We start from the raw sequence: 16,284 nt of genomic DNA, 5'->3' as shown, positions 1-16,284 counted from the left end.
ATTTAAGGTTTTCATTCTCCCCGTTTGAAAACCTTTTTTTTATGTCTATTCAACGTCCTTAAAGATAATAAATCTAACCTTCTTTATTTTTCCTACACAATAGACCTGATGAAAAAGTGTTTATAACTGAATGTTTTGATCGTCTCTGCTGATACGAAAACCATCGAAATATGCAGCTCCTACACGACGACAATTAGTTCCAAATACTACCTGAAATCAACAAGCTCGTTATTTTCGGATCTTCACCACAACTACCCTAGATAACAGAATATAGTGTTTGCTTATATTGTTGTACATATTCTTTTGGATTGCAGCCAATGATCTGCTTAAACACTCTATTGAAATTTGTAATACTGTTAAATCCACAACTGTATGCGATAAACGAAACACTATCTAAGTGATCTTCTGTTAATTGACTGCATACTTCCTTCACTCGAATTCTGTTGAGATAAGTCACAAAGGTAACGCCGCAATGTTTTTTAAAGTATCGACAAAATGCCTGTGGTGTAAGGTTCGCATAATCAGCAACCTCTTCTAGACTAAGATCATGTTTGTGATTTTCTTTAATAAAATTACAGATAACATTGATCCGATTCGAACTATGAATCGTATCTAAGATCACTTCTGCTCTTTCTGCACAGAGCGGATCCGTCTCCTTTGATATGCTCGCCAAAGACCTCAATAGATAGAAAAAATGCATCAATTTATCCATTTGGTCGGAAGATTTCAGTTGTAATACTCGTTCTGAAATTTGCTCAAAGTATTCCTTAGGAATTTTAAAACCACAGGAATTATTATAAATAAACTGATTTAATGATTCAAATTCCTCTAATGAGAACAAGAACTTGAGCTTACCATTCGGGTCAAAAAAAATCGAGATAGAACGAGACTCATTTGAAAAACCGTCCTGCGAAGACGACTTAAATACGTGTGGCTGATTAGCACCCAAAAAGAAAATATCGTTTTCTTTAAAAGGATGTAATGTATCTTCAACAATCAATATTCCTCTTCCCTTTACTATCCACATGAGTTGAGCTTCTTGATGTCGGTGAAGATGCGGATAAAAAGTTTCTAAAATATCCTCTTGTACTGTTAAACTTTGGCCTTGCATTGTCGGCACATTAAATTGGAGCGTTTTCATAGGATTTCATAGTTTATATTCGTATTTACTGCTGTTTAGTTAATATAAATATAATAACTACGAAACAAGTAAACATATTAATCATAATCCATGAAAAAACAAAAACAAAATATGTATATAATGTGATAATATTTAGCAATCCGCAAATTTTCCATTCAGCATTTGATAAAATCAGGCATTAAAACTTAATATCTTACAAAAACAAGGTTAAAATACAATTAGACTTTGATAAATTGTGATAATTAATATTCAATATAAACATAGAACTTTATTAAATTTCGATATTATTTTGTTTTCATGTATCAATTATTAAAAATAAGCAATTGTAACAACGTTAAAATATCAATCACAATACCGTTTTTGAATAAGAGTCTTCAAGATTAAAAGATTAAATTTTGCGATATTAGCTCGTATATTATTTATGTAAATAATATCGTTTTAAATCTTAATTATACGTTGCCTCTCTTAATTTTCACAAATATGTTTAAGAAAGAAATCTATACCACCCGTAGGAACGAGCTCATTTCAAAATTTTCCTCTGGAAAAATCCTTTTTTTAGGGAATATTGAGAACCCGATCAATTTTGAACACAATACCTACCCATTTCGTCAAGACAGTAGTTTTTTATATTATATTGGTATAAAAGCTCCTCGATTAGCTGCTGTAATCGATATTGATCTGGGAGAAACACTACTATTTGGAGATGAAATGACCATCGACGATATCGTCTGGATGGGCCAACAACAAACCTTAGCAGAAAAAGCCGCTCTTTCAGGAATTAATAAATTACATCCTTTTGATCAGCTCTTCGACTATCTAAAAAAAAGCGATCAAAATACACTTCATTACCTTCCCCCCTATCAATCGCACAGTAAAATATTGCTTGGGAAATTGTTTAATTGTCCTATTGACCAGCTTCAACCATCTATAGCTTTAATTCAAGCTGTTGCCGCACAACGAAGTATTAAATCAGTAGAGGAAATTATTGAACTGGAAAAAGCTGTAGATGTAGCTGTAGACATGCACCGTCTTGCTATCCAGATGACCAAACCCGGTCGTTATGAATATCAGATTAGCAATGCCATGCAGCATTTTGCACAGGATCAGGGCATGTCGTTTTCTTATCCACCAATCGTTACCAAAAGAGGTGAAATCTTGCACAACCATATGCAGTTCCATCAAGTTCATGAAGGCGACCTTCTTCTGAATGATTCTGGAGTTGAAACATCATTGGGATATGCTTCCGACCTAACCCGTACCTTTCCGGTTGGTAAACGTTTTACTTCTTTACAGGAGGAAATTTACCAGATCGTTTTACACGCATTTAAATCTGCTGAGCAGTTGTTAACTGCTGGAATCCGTTTTAAAGATATCCATTTAAAAGCCTGTGAAGCACTCGTAGACGGATTGATACAGGTCGGATTTATGAAAGGTAACTCTCAGGATGCTGTTGCTAACCATGCGCACGCGTTATTCTTTCAATGTGGACTAGGTCACTTGCTCGGATTGGATGTACATGATATGGAAGATCTGGGTGAACAATACGTGGGTTACAGCATATCCGAACCTAAAGATACTAAGACCTTCGGTCTGAAATCCCTGCGATTGGGCAAGGAATTGGAAGCTGGCAATGTACTTACCGTGGAACCGGGGATCTATCTCATTCCGGAACTGACGCAGCTTTGGGAGCAGCAAAATCTGCACAGGGATTTTGTCAATTATGACTTTCTGAAGAAACATCTCGATTTCGGAGGAATTCGTATTGAAGACAATTATCTGATAGAGGAACATGGTTATCGTCGTCTCGGAAAATACCTCGAACGCGAAGTGCAAGAAATCTATCGCCTAAAAGACAATGCAATCGATTAAATACTTTGGAGATCCCAAGTAACACATCTCCTCTGGATTAAATGATGGACAAATAAATAATCACATACAAATGAATAGAATTAGACATTTTATTATCGCAAAACTGTTATTGGTTCTTTACCTATCCAATCCTCTCTTTGCGCAAAGACTCTGGACTGATATTGGTGATCAATATTATGAGTTTTCGGATAAAGGGATTGAGATCGTCAATCCAAAAAATGGAAACCGGGGAATCTTTTTATCCCAGCAATCTCTTATTCCAAAAGGCAGCAATACGGCAATAAAAGTTGAGGATTTTTCTATCTCCAAGAATAGGGAGCTAATATTAATTTACACCAATAGCAAAAAGGTTTGGCGAGAAAATACAAGAGGTGATTATTGGGTATACAACAAGAAATCCAATCAATTGACGCAATTAGGCCGCCAATTTCTAGCATCCCAACTGATGTTTGCCAAATTTAATCCTCAAGCCAATAAAGTAGCTTACGTCAACAAAGCAGACCATAATATTTATGTGGAGGATCTCACAAATGGAAATATAAACGCTGTAACGAAGGATGGTACAGACCGTATGATCAATGGAACTTTCGATTGGGTTTATGAGGAAGAATTTGGTTGCAAAGATGGTTTTAGATGGTCGCCCGATGGCCTTTCTATCGCCTACTGGAAGCTTGACGCAAACAGTATCCGAAATTTTCTAATGATTAATAATACGGATAGTCTCTACTCTTTTACCATCCCAGTGGAATATCCGAAAGTGGGACAGTCTCCAAGCGCCTGTTCCATATGGACTTATGAACTTGCTAGCAAAAAAAATAGCCGCATAAATATTCCGGGAGATCCTGAACAGCATTATATTCCACGTATGGAATGGTGTATGGACAGCAAACAGCTTATTTTTCAGCAACTCAATAGGAAACAAAACGAAAGTAAGATCTACACAGCTTCCATTGCTACCCATGAAGCTCAAGCAATACATCACGAAACGAGCGATTCCTGGATAGACATCAAGGCAAGATGGAATAATAATGATCCTTCGGGCTGGGACTGGATACAGGATGGAAAAGCATTTATATGGGTATCGGAAAAAGATGGCTGGCGAAAAATCTATCAAATTGACTTAAAAGGCAATGAAAAGCTCATTACTAAAGCAGATTATGACATTATTAATCTTGATTTTCTAGATCCAAAAGGAGAAACAATCTATTTCACTGCTTCTCCCAGCAATGCGACTCAAAAATATTTGTATAGTGTCTCTACTAAAGGTGGCTCACCAAAAAGGCTCACACCAGCATCTTTCGAGGGAACTTGCGACTATGATATTTCAAAAGATGGGAAGATCGCTATCTTCAACTTTAGCAACCGTGCTGAGCTCAAACAAGACGCTATTATCGAACTCCCTACTCACCGGACAGTAGTGGATTTTGAGGTTAAACGTGAAAAGAAAGTCAGTGATGGCATAGCCGAATTTTTCAAAGTTAAAACTACTGAAGGTGTAGAACTAGATGGCTGGATGGTCAAACCGCTGAATTTCGATCCTAATAAAAAGTATCCGGTAGTCTTTATGGTATATGGTGAACCTGCTTCACAAACTGTAATCGACAACTTTAGCGCAGGTTATAACAGCTTATATAGAGGAAATATGGCCCAGGATGGATACATCTATATTTCTTTGGACAACCGTGGCACACCTGCACCTAAAGGTAGCCTATGGCGCAAAAGTATCTACCGCAACATTGGTCAGCTCAATATTCGTGATCAGGCATTAGCCACACAGGAAATATTAAAATGGTCATTTGTAGACAATTCGCGCATCGCAGTCTGGGGATGGAGTGGTGGTGGTTCGAGTACACTCAATTTGCTCGGACAATACCCACAAATCTATAAAACAGGTATAGCAATAGCCGCTGTTGCCAATCAACTACTTTATGATAATGTCTATCAAGAACGTTATATGGGACTTCCACAAGAAAATTTAGCAGACTTTGAGAATGGTTCGCCATTGAAATATGCAAAAAATATCAAAGGAAATCTACTGTATATACACGGAACGGGAGATGATAATGTTCATTATCAGAATGCGGAAGTTCTTATAGACGAATTCATAAAAAATAATGTACAATTTCAGTTAATGTCCTATCCTAACCGTAGTCATTCCATTAGTGAGGGCGAGGGCACACATGAACATTTAAAAACATTATTCACGAATTATTTAAAACTACATTGCCCTCCAGGCGGAAGATAAGCGAATGAAAAGAACACTATTATATACACTAGGTACCTGCGGTATTTTAGTCGCAGGCCTCCAGCAATCCAACGCACAGCTGATGAAAGAAAAAAATGAATTCGCGCGAGCGGATTCATTGCGGGGATATCTCACGCCATTACGTACTTGCTACGATATTCAATATTATCATTTGGACGTGAAAGTAGATGTAGACAATAAATTCATTTCAGGTTCCAACTTATTCCGCTTTAAGGCGACCGAAGACTTTGAGCGTCTACAATTTGATTTATTTGCGAATCTTAAAATTAATAAGGTTATCTATCAAGGGAAAGAGCTTTCATTTACAAGAGAATACAATGCTGTTTTTTTGAACTTTCCTACTAAGATCACCAAAGGTATGCAAAGTGAATTCACGGTGTATTATGAAGGTCATCCCACAGAGGCAGCCCGCGCTCCTTGGGACGGAGGCTTCGACTGGAAAAAAGACAGCAATGGTAAACCTTGGGTGGCTACAGCCTGCCAAGGCATGGGCGCTAGCGTCTGGTGGCCTAATAAAGACCATCAATACGATGAAGTCGACAGTATGATGATTTCTATTGCTGTCCCAAAAGAAGTAATGAACGTATCTAATGGGCGATTGGTAAAAGTGGAAAAAATGAAGGATGGATACAACAAATACCATTGGAAAGTTGCTAATCCGATCAACAACTACAATGTAGCCATCAATATCGGAGACTATATTCATTTTCAAGAAAAATACAAAGGTGAAAAAGGTCCTTTGGATGTTGACTACTATATCTTGCGGGAGAATGATAAAACAGAAAAAAAGGCTCATCTTCAAAAAAATGCCAGACAGACGTTAGAAGCATTTGAGCATTGGTTTGGTCCATATCCTTTTTATGAAGATGGTTACAAACTGGTCGAAACCTATCATACGGGTATGGAGCATCAAAGTGCTATTGCCTATGGCAATCACTATCAGAATGGATATCGTGGAAACGATGCTTCGGGAACAGGTTGGGGGCAAAAGTGGGATTTCATTGTAGTCCACGAATCGGGCCATGAATGGTTTGGCAATAATATCACTTCTGCCGACCTCGCGGATATGTGGATTCATGAGAGTTTCACAAATTATTCTGAGGGTTTATTTATAGACTATTTCTACGGCAAAGAAGCCAGCCAGGCATATGCGCATGGTATCCGAAGTGGCATTCACAATGACAGCCCCATGCAAGGGCCATATCACGTCAACAAAGAAGGTTCTGGTGATATGTATCCAAAGGGAGGTGTCATGCTCAATATGATCCGCACTATGATAGATAATGACGACAAATGGCGTGCTATATTACGAGGTTTGAATAGTAAATTCTATCATCAACAAGTAAATTACAGTGACATTGTGAATTATGTAAGCCAGCAGTCTGGTCTGGATCTATCAAAAGTATTTGAACAGTATGTTCAGCATACCTCTATTCCAACATTAGAAATCCAACAAGATGCTTCTGGTAGAATAATGGGTAGGTGGATTAGCGAGATCAAAGGGTTTCAGATGCCAATCCATATTGGAATAAAAGGCAAAAAGAGACAGCTCATTCAACTAGATCAACAGTTCAGAACGATAAAAATTGCGGGATTAAATAAGGGAAACATCGATGTCGATACATTCAATTATTATATAGGCCTTTTGTCAGAATAACATCTATTCAAAAGCATGCTGGAAGCTTCGATACGATACGAGAAAATAGCATGATTTTGAAGACTTTGGAGACAAAAATTTAACAGTTGCCCCAAAAGCAGGTAATCCTATTTTTGGGGCAACTGTTTATAAAACGAATTGTTAACGGTCAAAACGATCTGGTTTAAATCCGACAATACTGGGCTCAATTTCTCTAGCAGCCAATAGGTCACAAACGATCTTGCCATAGGCAGGTCCCAAACTCAGCCCCATCATCCCTCCTCCTCCAGCTACAATAGCATTGCCGTATTTTTTTAATCTTCCCAAATAAGGCAATCCATCCGGTGAACAGGGTCTGTAACCATACCATATTTTGTCTTTAGGATAATCGATCTGTAGTTCGGGATAATATTTTGGAATAGATTCTACAATCCCCCTCACTCGATTTTCATAAATTTTGTCGTTTGCAGCCCCTAATTCCATGGTGCCACTAAATCTGATTTGGCCGTTCATTGGCGTGACAGCAACCTTGGCCTCAAGTAATAATGCCGCATGATTTAATTTCCTTTCTCCTTTTGTGTCGTACATAAAGGAATAACCTTTTCCGGGCAAAAGTGGTGTATGGACATGCAATTTTGACATCAATTGCGGTAAATAAGCTCCCCCTGTTAGTACAAATGCATCAGCTTCGAAATTTCCCTTGTTGCTTACGGCAGTTTTAATGGTATTTCCGATCGTAATAAATTTGTGAACTTCAGTTTTCTCAAAAAATACCACACCTGCAGTTTTCAAGTACTGAATCAACTGTTGCATTAACTTCGGGGGATATAATTTTCCATCGCAACGATAAAGTACCGCACCCAAGATATCTAGTTTGAGATTCGGTTCCAGTACTTTTACAGCGTCCGCATCTAATACTTCTACGTCTAACCCAAGATCTTGCGCGCGATGCGCCAATTCGGTTTCCTCGTGCTTCATCTCGTTAGATTTATACATCATCAGAATACCATTTTGTTCCAACTCAAAATCGAAACCATCTTCTGCATTCAATTCATCGTATAACCGACTACTGTAAAGATTGAGGTCACGGATCGCAGTTGCGTGCTGCTCAACATGTGTCCGATTTGCATGTTTTAAAAACTTCAATCCCCAATCTATCAATCGTGGATTTAACGAAGGCCGTACATAGAAGGGGCTTTTGCTATTAAACATCCATTTTATTCCTTGCGCCACCATTCCCGGTGCCGCCAATGGGGTAAAATGGCTTGGCACAATCATTCCAGCGTTGCCATAGGAACAATTATTATCAACCTCATTTTTCTCCAGGATTTTCACATCCCATCCATCTTTAACAAGATAATAGGCCGAAGCAAGCCCAGCAATTCCAGCACCTATTACGACTACTGTACCTCTTTTATGTTCTTTCACTTTATTATTATCAATTAATCTATCAAATCACTTGAAAACCGCCAAAATATGGATCTTCATCATCCAAAAAAATGGTATTGTATCCTGTTATTCTTGCCCAGCCTTCTACCGAAGGTATGATCGCTGGCTTTCCGTCGACCGTAGTCTCTCCTTCTATTTTACCAATAAATTGAGAGCCAATGTAGCTTTCGTGCACAAATTCATCACCTTTTTTCAGCCTACCTTTTGCGTACCATTGTGCCATGCGTGCCGAAGTACCCGTGCCACAGGGAGAGCGATCCAACGCATTCTCGCCGACCAAAACAGCATTCCGTCCAGAGGAGCCAATATGTACAGGCTCTCCCGTCCACTGTATGTGGCTTAATCCATGAATATTAGAGTCCTCAGGATGGATGAATCTATATTTTTCATTAAGTAATTTGCGAATTATTTTGCCATAGTGGATCAACTGACTCGCTGAATAAAATTTGATATCTTTAAAATTAGTCTGGGGGTCGATGATACCATAAAAATTTCCGCCATACGCTACATCAACAGAAATAAGGCCCAAATCTGGGCAATCGACAGTTAGGTCTTCTGCATATAAAAAAGATTTTACGTTTGTTAACTTGACACTTTTTACTTTTGATCCTTCCTGAACGTAGTCGATATGCACCAACCCAGCGGGGGTTTCCAATCTTAATTTTCCTGGTATCTTTGGTTGGATTAATCCCTCTTCTATAGCGATGGTAACTGTACCAATTGTACCATGCCCGCACATAGGCAGGCAGCCACTGGTTTCAATATAAAGAACAGCCATATCATTTTCTGTATTGAAAGGTGGATAAAGCATACTTCCACTCATCATGTCATGTCCACGGGGCTCAAACATCAATCCTTTGCGAATCCAGTCATATTCTTGCATAAAGTGCAGTCTCCGCTCCATCATTGAGTTACCCTTTAAAAGTGGGGCGCCGCCAGCAACCAATCGTACCGGGCATCCACAGGTATGCGAGTCAATACAAAAAAAAGTCTTTTTCATTTGTATAAATTATTTGTTCATCATTTATTTTTAGATTGAGATATTATTCATAAGTATTTATTTTTCAATGGTATTCATGAGCTCGTTTCACACAGCTTTCGGCGGTATAAGTGTTGGTCTCATCGGTATAAATAAAGTCGTTTACTCACCAAATTGGTATTTTGAGGTATTCGTGAGCTCAATCATCCGGTTTGAATAAATCATGATAGATTTATAATCTTTTTTAGCGTTATTATTCTTTTGTCCAATGCTGATTTACCAATCGTTCTATTTGCAGCGGATTACCATCTTGCAATTCTTTCGGCAAAAACTCATTCGGCCAATTTTGAAAACTGATTGGACGGAGAAAACGTTTGATCGCATCGGGTCCTACAGAGGTAAAGCGTGAATCGGTCGTCGCTGGAAATGGCCCACCGTGTTGCATAGCGTGTTTTACTTCAACACCAGTTGGCATACCTTGAAACAACAGTCTTCCGCATTTGTTCTGTGCAATGGTGAACAAATCCTGGTATTTCCACATATCATCGTCAGATGCTGCGAAAGTCAAGGTTATCTGACCAACCAAATGTTCCATTAAAATCTTCATTTCATGACGATCGGCACAAGAGATAACTAATCCAAATGGTCCGAAAACCTCTTCTAGTAGTTCAGGATTGCGCAATACCTGTGCTGCATCTGTTTCCACCAACATCGCTTGAGCAAAACCTTCTTGCACATTATCTGTGCCTTCTGCCAATATATTGACCCCGTTACATCCAATCATCTCGCCTCTCAACTGATTATAATGATCCAATATACCTTGGTGTAACATTTTACCAGCAGCAACAGATTGTATTTCACGCTTCAGATGAGCTTTGAGTGTATCCAATTTTTCTCCCTTAAGGCCAATCAACACTCCAGGGTTGGTACAAAACTGTCCCACACCCAATGTTAATGATCCAATATATTGTTTTGAAAATGCTTCGACATTGTCTTTTAAATAGTCCGGCAAAACAAATACAGGATTTATACTACCCATCTCTGCAAAGACCGGAATGGGATCAGGTCTTGATTGCCCTAAATCAAACAGGGCCTTCCCCCCAGTAAACGATCCCGTAAAAGCCACCGCTTTTACCAACCGGTGTTTAACCAATTGCTGTCCTATTTCAAATGAATCGGACACAACATGGCTAAAGATATCAGCAGGAGCGCCGTATTTTGAAATTCCCCGATGGATGGCGTCGGCCATCAATTGAGATGTTTTGACATGTGCGGGATGAGCTTTAACAATGACGGAGCATCCAGCTCCAATGGCACTTGCAGTGTCTCCACCAGCAGTGGAAAAAGCAAATGGAAAATTGCTCGCTCCAAAGACAACCACAGGCCCTAATCCTTTATTGTATTTACGTAAATCGATCTTTCCATCGGGACTTTGGTCAATTCTAACCTCACTATACAAACCTGTATGAACCGCATTTGCATACATACGCCACTGATTCACTGTTCTTACTTTTTCACCTTCAAGTCTAGTAACAGGTAGAGCGGTCTCCAAATGAGCAGTTTCTATCAGTATACTGTCAATTGCTTCAATTTCATCAGCAATCGTATGCATCAATTTTGCTCTTTCGATCACATTTCGTTGTTGTAGAAACTGAAACCCTGCTTCAGCCTGCTTTACTACAACATCAATCTCATTTTCGTTTTGAATCATTCTTTTCTATTTTGCCAATTTAAATGTTCAGTAGAAATTTCCCAAGTCTTCGCCGTCGGAATATAACTTGAAGAAGCCCTGTTATAATATGGGTCTTGTTGCTATTGCATCAGCAATGATCTTTTTAACCCGTTGCTCTTCCTCACCAATCAATGGTAATCTCGGAGCTCTTGTATATGGTGTTGAAATCCCTTCCGCTGTAGCCGCCAATTTGATATATTGAACGAGCTTGGGGTGAATATCCAATTCCAATAAAGGCATAAACCAGCGGTATATTGTTAGCGCTTGCTCATACTCGCCTTTATGAGCCAGACGATACATTGTAACAGTCTCCTTTGGAAAGGCATCCACCAGTCCCGCAACCAAACCGTCAGCCCCCAACATTAAAGATTCTAAGCACAACGTATCCACTCCCGCTAGGATCTTTAAGCGATCGTCAAAGCGGTTTTTCAGACGAGTAATATTAGTTACATCTCGTGTTGACTCTTTCACGGCCTGAATATTTGGTTCCAGCAACAATTCCTCAAACATATCCAAAGACACATAGGTACCATAATCAACAGGATTATTATAGATTAAAATTGGTAATGTTGTGCTCTGCGCAACAGCGCGAAAATAAGCAACAGTCTCCCTATCATCAGACTTATAACGCATAGGAGGCAACAACATCAATCCATCCGCGCCCAAATTTTCACTGGTTGTTGCAACTTTAATGGCATCGGCAGTCGTATTCTCCGCAATATTGAGCAAAACAGGAACACGTCCATTCACTACTTTCAATGCATGTTTTAATAACTCGTATTTTTCCTCATTACTCAAAACACTAGCTTCGCCCAATGACCCTGCAATAATTAATCCGTGGACTCCGGCCTCTACCTGTGCTTCAATGTTCTTTGCAAACATGTCAAAATCCAAATTTCCATTCTCATCAAATGGAGATAACATTGCTGGATAAACTCCTTCCCAATTCAATTGTGCCATAGTTTAATAAATTTTTTTAAATTCCTTAACACAAATCTATATGCAATAAGTTGCTCAGTCTTCTTATGAATTAATCAACTCTGACCTAATATTGACCTTTTATGAGTATCCACTGGCCAAAGACTTATAACTGGAAAATACAATTAGAATCAATATAATAAAACATCAGTTAGTAATATCATAACTGGATAACTAATATAAGATACAAAACAAGCATTTTATTTAAAAACCCTTGCAAGTGTGTACAAAACACACTACCTTTGTCTTATCATAATTTAGGTTTATAATTGGTTATTGAAGGTTTTCATTCTCCCCGTTTGAAAACCTTTTTTCGTTTTTACATTACACTAAAATTTGTGAAATATATTGTGTTGATGTATTTGATCCATTATAACAGTGAGCACAGCAAGGCAGATGCAGAAGAAACACTGGCAGTAGTAAAGGCTGCTGGAGCGGAAGCGATCCTGTTTCAAGCGGATCTTACTAAGATCGAAAATATGAGCAAGCTCTTTGATACGGCGGTGTTGCAATATGGAGGAATCGATATTGCAATTAATACCGTCGGTAAAGTATTAAAAAAACCGATCGTAGATACAACAGTGGATGAATATGACAGCATGAGTGATATTAATTCCAAAGTTGCCTACTTTTTTATCCAAGAAGCAGGCAAAAAATTGAACAACAATGGTAAAGTTTGCACGATTGTCACATCGTTACTTGCGGCATACACAGGGTTTTATTCTACATATGAAGGACTGAAAGCACCCGTTGAACATTTTACGCGTGCTGCGTCCAAAGAATTTGGCGATCGAGGTATTTCGGTGACAGCAGTTGCTCCTGGTCCAATGGATACACCATTTTTTTATGGACAAGAGAACGAGGATGCAGTAGCTTACCATAAATCCGCTTCTGCACTTGGGGGGCTGACTGACATTAAAGATATTGCTCCTCTAGTCGAATTCCTTGTGACAGATGGTTGGTGGATTACCGGACAAACCATTTTTGCCAATGGAGGGTATACAACACGATAGTGTACCATCATCAAAGGCATCTTTCTATTTAAAAGATGCCTTTGATGTTTAGTAAGTCTAACTTACCAAATCCTGCAAAAATTTCAATTCATATTGATCGTCTACAACTGTTCTAAAAAATTGAGATAATGGGGTACACTCTGTTCAACCCATTCTTCGGAAGCATGTTTTTCGATACCATAGTATGCAAAAAGTGGTTGATAATTGGCGTGAACATAGTTGAATGTAATCTCAAAAGGACTTGTCAATTGATCTAGGCTATATTTATACTTTCCATTTGCACTATATTCTACTTCGTCAATCCCAACAGAAAGGGCCAAAGCGATCTTCTTTCCTGCTAACTTGTAACCACTAGTCTTTCCATATGCCCAGCCATAGGTCAATACCTCATCCAACCACTTTTTAAAAAATGGAGGGCAGTTAAACCAATAAAATGGAAATTGAAATATGATTTTATCATGCTTTTCAATCAATTGCTGTTCCACAGTAACGTCAATTTTTTCATCTGGATATCTTTCATGCAATTGATGGATTTCATAGTTCTCCGGATGTTTTTCCAATTCCTCGATCCACCTCTTATTAATAAGTGATTCTTTAATATTTGGATGTATTACAATGACCAATGTTTTCATTATAGCTAATTATTCAATAGTTTGGATGCTAATTAACACGGCATTCGATAGCCGTAATTGTTTTATTAACTCGATTATTTTGACTCAAAAATAGCGAGATATTCCTTATTTTGGCTCACAGGTAGCCCAATGTTCGGTACTATAAAAAATGTGTGTGATGACAAAAATCAAAGAGAGTTCAACCAATTTTGCCAATAAACAAATTTTAGCGAATGATTGCCCTGAGGTATTTGCGGCTAATATTATTGGTGGCCAATGGTCTTTGGCTATTTGTTGCTATCTAATCAACGGAAGCCTCCGATACAGTGAAATCAGAAAATGCCTTCCTAATATCACCGAACGCATGTTGACTTTGCAATTACGAAAATTAGAGGAAAGTGGAGTCGTCAAACGCACGGTATATGCTGAGGTTCCTCTACGTGTAACGTATGAATTAACAGCTATTGGCTATGAGCTATCTCCTATCATTCGTGAACTTGGAAAATGGGGAGAAAAATTAAAAGGTCTTTCGATGTAGGACGCTATCGTATAAAAAAAATATAAAAAAATTTGCATAGTGTAAAAAATACACTTACATTTGCAGTATCATAATTTAGGTTTATAATTGGTTATTGAAGGTTTTCATTCTCCCCGTTTGAAAACCTTTTTTCGTTTTATCTAAGTACTTATTTTCCGTTCTTCGCTCTGCTATTAGTCAGACCAAATACTTTTTAGTGTATATAAATCAGCCTGATCCAAAACCGCTTGACCATTTGAGATACTAATACCATATTGCAAATTATTGTGGTCAAAATTGTAATTTATTGGCATATAGATTTCCCCATTTTGGGCAAAAATCTCAAGGCCAGTACGATCTACGAACAATCTCAATATCAATTTTCCATCTCTTAGAGGAACAATTGCCCGCACATTGTCTACAACCATTTCTTCAGTAGCAACATTATAATTCATGATTAACCCACGCACATTGATTTGTATGTTTCTGGCACTTTTAGGCGTTATAATAAATTTGAGTTCAGCAACATCGCCGCTAAAATGCTGCAATTGATTTAGCTTGCCGGCCTTTAAGCTGATTTGACCAATGTGCAACTTATCTTTTCTTAAATTTTGTAATTCAGCTACCGGTTCCCTAAATAAACGTATACCTTTTTCTGTCGTTTTTAACTTCAATTCCATTGGTATACTCATGGATTGATTAAAAGCGGCACCACCGTGATTGGTATGGGTTCGCCACCATCCGATCTCAATACGACGTCCCAGAGGCTCGTTGCTAAACGTCTGTGCAGCATAGTAATCACGACCATATTGACTAAACAACCTTTCTGCCTCTGGGGTGAACTTTTTGCCATCAAAACTCCCTATAGCATATTGGCTATTGGCACCCGTTAAAATCCATTTTTTTTGTTTCGGATCATCATCCACCGCCAGTTCAAAAAATTCGGGACATTCAAATAGATACCGGTCAATTCCTTTACCGCCATAAACTTTACTCGCAAACTCCCATGTTTTCATATCCTTTGAAGTAAATAAATGCATGCTATGCTGTCCATGTTCTTCCTCGACATATAAAGTTAACACCCAACGCGCCGAAGGTCCGTGCCATATCACTTTAGGATCCCGGTTACCAGTTGAAATCTTATCCAAGATATGGTTTGGCAACTTCTTAAATTCCTTTCCATCCAAAGAATAAGCCAGTCCTTGCTTCCAAGATTGTTCAGCTGCAGTGTAAAATAAGACCATAGGAACCATTAAATTATTATTTCCTAATCCACTGCTATTTTTAGTATCTACCACTGCCCCGCCACTAAACATAACTCCCGATTCATCGGGATATAAGGCTTCTCCCAATTCTTTCCAATGGATCAAATCACTAGATACAGCATGTCCCCAGTGCATATTGCCCCAATTAGTACCATAAGGATTATGCTGAAAAAAAAGGTGATATTGTCCTTTGAAGAAAACGAGCCCGTTAGGGTCATTCAGCCACCCACGTTTTGGAGAAAAATGAATTTGCCCACGTTCCTTTTCAGTGTACACCGCATTATCATCCTGTAGATCAGCTTGCTCAAAGGAATTGAATCTGTGACTATTCCCATCAGGAGTAGTTATGCTCAGCTTAAGGGATTGCCCCTTCCATTTCTCAATATCCAAATAAGCGATCCAATCGTATACACTATCCGCTAATTCAACATCAAACCATCTTACTTTTTCATTGTTGAGCCAAAGTTCAACATTCCGTTTGGGAGCTCCATTTTTAACAGGAATTTTTAAGTATCGATGTGAAACATAAAAAGTCTGCGTTCCAGAAGTCTGGCCATTAGCATGAAAGACAAATGTGAGAACACCAATAAGAAGCATAAGAGTCCTGTTCATAATTTTTATGGTTATTATCAAAATGAAATAGTAGACTTTTAAAGGTATTGCCTTCCATCATCAACCAATCTCAAAGCCTCCTAACAAAAATATCTACAATACCCGATATATTTAAATCAAGATAGATCAAAATACATCTGATCTGTCTCAATTAATATAATGAATATGAACACATTGCTGGTCAGTAGCAACAATAAAAAGAATCAACTAGCTCAA

At 38.4% G+C, this 16,284-nt stretch carries 12 protein-coding genes; 5 read left to right on the top strand and 7 right to left on the bottom strand.

Going from position 1 to position 16,284, the window contains the following annotated elements; genetic code table 11:
• Window positions 1–256: 256 nt before the first annotated feature.
• The gene (locus OGI71_RS01655) at window positions 257–1,141 is read right to left on the bottom strand and encodes an AraC family transcriptional regulator (RefSeq protein WP_282253564.1); all 885 of its coding nucleotides are present in this window, start codon (window positions 1,139–1,141) and stop codon (window positions 257–259) included.
• 480 nt (window positions 1,142–1,621) lie between these two features.
• On the opposite strand from OGI71_RS01655, the gene OGI71_RS01650 reads away from it, so the two are divergent.
• From OGI71_RS01650 to OGI71_RS01640, 3 genes are all read left to right on the top strand, one after another.
• Window positions 1,622–3,010 carry an aminopeptidase P family protein gene (locus OGI71_RS01650; protein ID WP_282253563.1) on the top strand — a complete coding sequence of 463 codons (1,389 nt, stop codon included), beginning with the start codon at window positions 1,622–1,624 and terminating at the stop codon, window positions 3,008–3,010.
• 70 nt (window positions 3,011–3,080) lie between these two features.
• Window positions 3,081–5,255 carry a DPP IV N-terminal domain-containing protein gene (locus OGI71_RS01645; protein ID WP_282253562.1) on the top strand — a complete coding sequence of 725 codons (2,175 nt, stop codon included), beginning with the start codon at window positions 3,081–3,083 and terminating at the stop codon, window positions 5,253–5,255.
• A 4-nt stretch (window positions 5,256–5,259) separates the two neighbouring features.
• The gene (locus OGI71_RS01640; RefSeq protein WP_282253561.1) at window positions 5,260–6,933 is read left to right on the top strand and encodes a M1 family metallopeptidase; all 1,674 of its coding nucleotides are present in this window, start codon (window positions 5,260–5,262) and stop codon (window positions 6,931–6,933) included.
• 141 nt (window positions 6,934–7,074) lie between these two features.
• On the opposite strand, the gene OGI71_RS01635 is transcribed toward OGI71_RS01640, so the two are convergent.
• The 4 genes from OGI71_RS01635 to OGI71_RS01620 form a co-directional block, all read right to left on the bottom strand.
• Window positions 7,075–8,340, bottom strand: coding sequence for an FAD-dependent oxidoreductase (locus OGI71_RS01635; protein WP_282253560.1), 1,266 nt, complete (start codon window positions 8,338–8,340; stop codon window positions 7,075–7,077).
• A 22-nt stretch (window positions 8,341–8,362) separates the two neighbouring features.
• A complete protein-coding gene (locus tag OGI71_RS01630; RefSeq protein ID WP_282253559.1) occupies window positions 8,363–9,361 on the bottom strand; it encodes a 4-hydroxyproline epimerase in 999 nt (332 codons plus the stop codon).
• Between the two features lie 232 nt (window positions 9,362–9,593).
• Window positions 9,594–11,051, bottom strand: a complete 1,458-nt coding sequence (locus OGI71_RS01625) for an aldehyde dehydrogenase (NADP(+)) (protein ID WP_282253558.1) — start codon at window positions 11,049–11,051, stop codon at window positions 9,594–9,596.
• Window positions 11,052–11,132: 81 nt separating this feature from the next.
• Window positions 11,133–12,032 carry a dihydrodipicolinate synthase family protein gene (locus OGI71_RS01620; protein ID WP_282253557.1) on the bottom strand — a complete coding sequence of 300 codons (900 nt, stop codon included), beginning with the start codon at window positions 12,030–12,032 and terminating at the stop codon, window positions 11,133–11,135.
• A 356-nt stretch (window positions 12,033–12,388) separates the two neighbouring features.
• Here OGI71_RS01620 and OGI71_RS01615 point away from each other — a divergent pair, with 356 nt between their 5' ends.
• Window positions 12,389–13,063 (top strand): SDR family oxidoreductase, encoded by a 675-nt coding sequence (locus tag OGI71_RS01615; protein WP_282253556.1) that lies wholly within the window; start codon window positions 12,389–12,391, stop codon window positions 13,061–13,063.
• Window positions 13,064–13,164: 101 nt separating this feature from the next.
• Here the strand turns inward: OGI71_RS01615 and OGI71_RS01610 are convergent, their stop codons facing one another.
• A complete protein-coding gene (locus OGI71_RS01610; RefSeq protein WP_282253555.1) occupies window positions 13,165–13,695 on the bottom strand; it encodes an NAD(P)H-dependent oxidoreductase in 531 nt (176 codons plus the stop codon).
• A gap of 157 nt (window positions 13,696–13,852) precedes the next feature.
• Between OGI71_RS01610 and OGI71_RS01605 the strand changes: the two genes are divergently transcribed.
• Entirely contained in the window at window positions 13,853–14,212 is a 360-nt protein-coding gene (locus tag OGI71_RS01605; RefSeq protein WP_282253554.1) for a winged helix-turn-helix transcriptional regulator, read from the top strand.
• 173 nt (window positions 14,213–14,385) lie between these two features.
• Here the strand turns inward: OGI71_RS01605 and OGI71_RS01600 are convergent, their stop codons facing one another.
• Window positions 14,386–16,068 carry a glycoside hydrolase family 32 protein gene (locus tag OGI71_RS01600; RefSeq protein WP_282253553.1) on the bottom strand — a complete coding sequence of 561 codons (1,683 nt, stop codon included), beginning with the start codon at window positions 16,066–16,068 and terminating at the stop codon, window positions 14,386–14,388.
• Window positions 16,069–16,284 lie beyond the last annotated feature (216 nt).

Source organism: Sphingobacterium sp. ML3W, assembly GCF_029542085.1.
Lineage (GTDB): Bacteria > Bacteroidota > Bacteroidia > Sphingobacteriales > Sphingobacteriaceae > Sphingobacterium.
This window is presented reverse-complemented; position numbering and strand designations above follow the sequence as displayed.

What these genes read in the sequence shown, in the direction of transcription:
- OGI71_RS01610 (WP_282253555.1), bottom strand. Translation starts at nt 13,695, where the DNA reads ATGAAAACATTGGTCATTGTAATACATCCAAATATTAAAGAATCACTT.
- OGI71_RS01655 (WP_282253564.1), bottom strand. Translation starts at nt 1,141, where the DNA reads ATGAAAACGCTCCAATTTAATGTGCCGACAATGCAAGGCCAAAGTTTA.
- OGI71_RS01605 (WP_282253554.1), top strand. Translation starts at nt 13,853, where the DNA reads ATGACAAAAATCAAAGAGAGTTCAACCAATTTTGCCAATAAACAAATT.
- OGI71_RS01620 (WP_282253557.1), bottom strand. Translation starts at nt 12,032, where the DNA reads ATGGCACAATTGAATTGGGAAGGAGTTTATCCAGCAATGTTATCTCCA.
- OGI71_RS01600 (WP_282253553.1), bottom strand. Translation starts at nt 16,068, where the DNA reads ATGAACAGGACTCTTATGCTTCTTATTGGTGTTCTCACATTTGTCTTT.
- OGI71_RS01650 (WP_282253563.1), top strand. Translation starts at nt 1,622, where the DNA reads ATGTTTAAGAAAGAAATCTATACCACCCGTAGGAACGAGCTCATTTCA.
- OGI71_RS01640 (WP_282253561.1), top strand. Translation starts at nt 5,260, where the DNA reads ATGAAAAGAACACTATTATATACACTAGGTACCTGCGGTATTTTAGTC.
- OGI71_RS01645 (WP_282253562.1), top strand. Translation starts at nt 3,081, where the DNA reads ATGAATAGAATTAGACATTTTATTATCGCAAAACTGTTATTGGTTCTT.
- OGI71_RS01625 (WP_282253558.1), bottom strand. Translation starts at nt 11,051, where the DNA reads ATGATTCAAAACGAAAATGAGATTGATGTTGTAGTAAAGCAGGCTGAA.
- OGI71_RS01630 (WP_282253559.1), bottom strand. Translation starts at nt 9,361, where the DNA reads ATGAAAAAGACTTTTTTTTGTATTGACTCGCATACCTGTGGATGCCCG.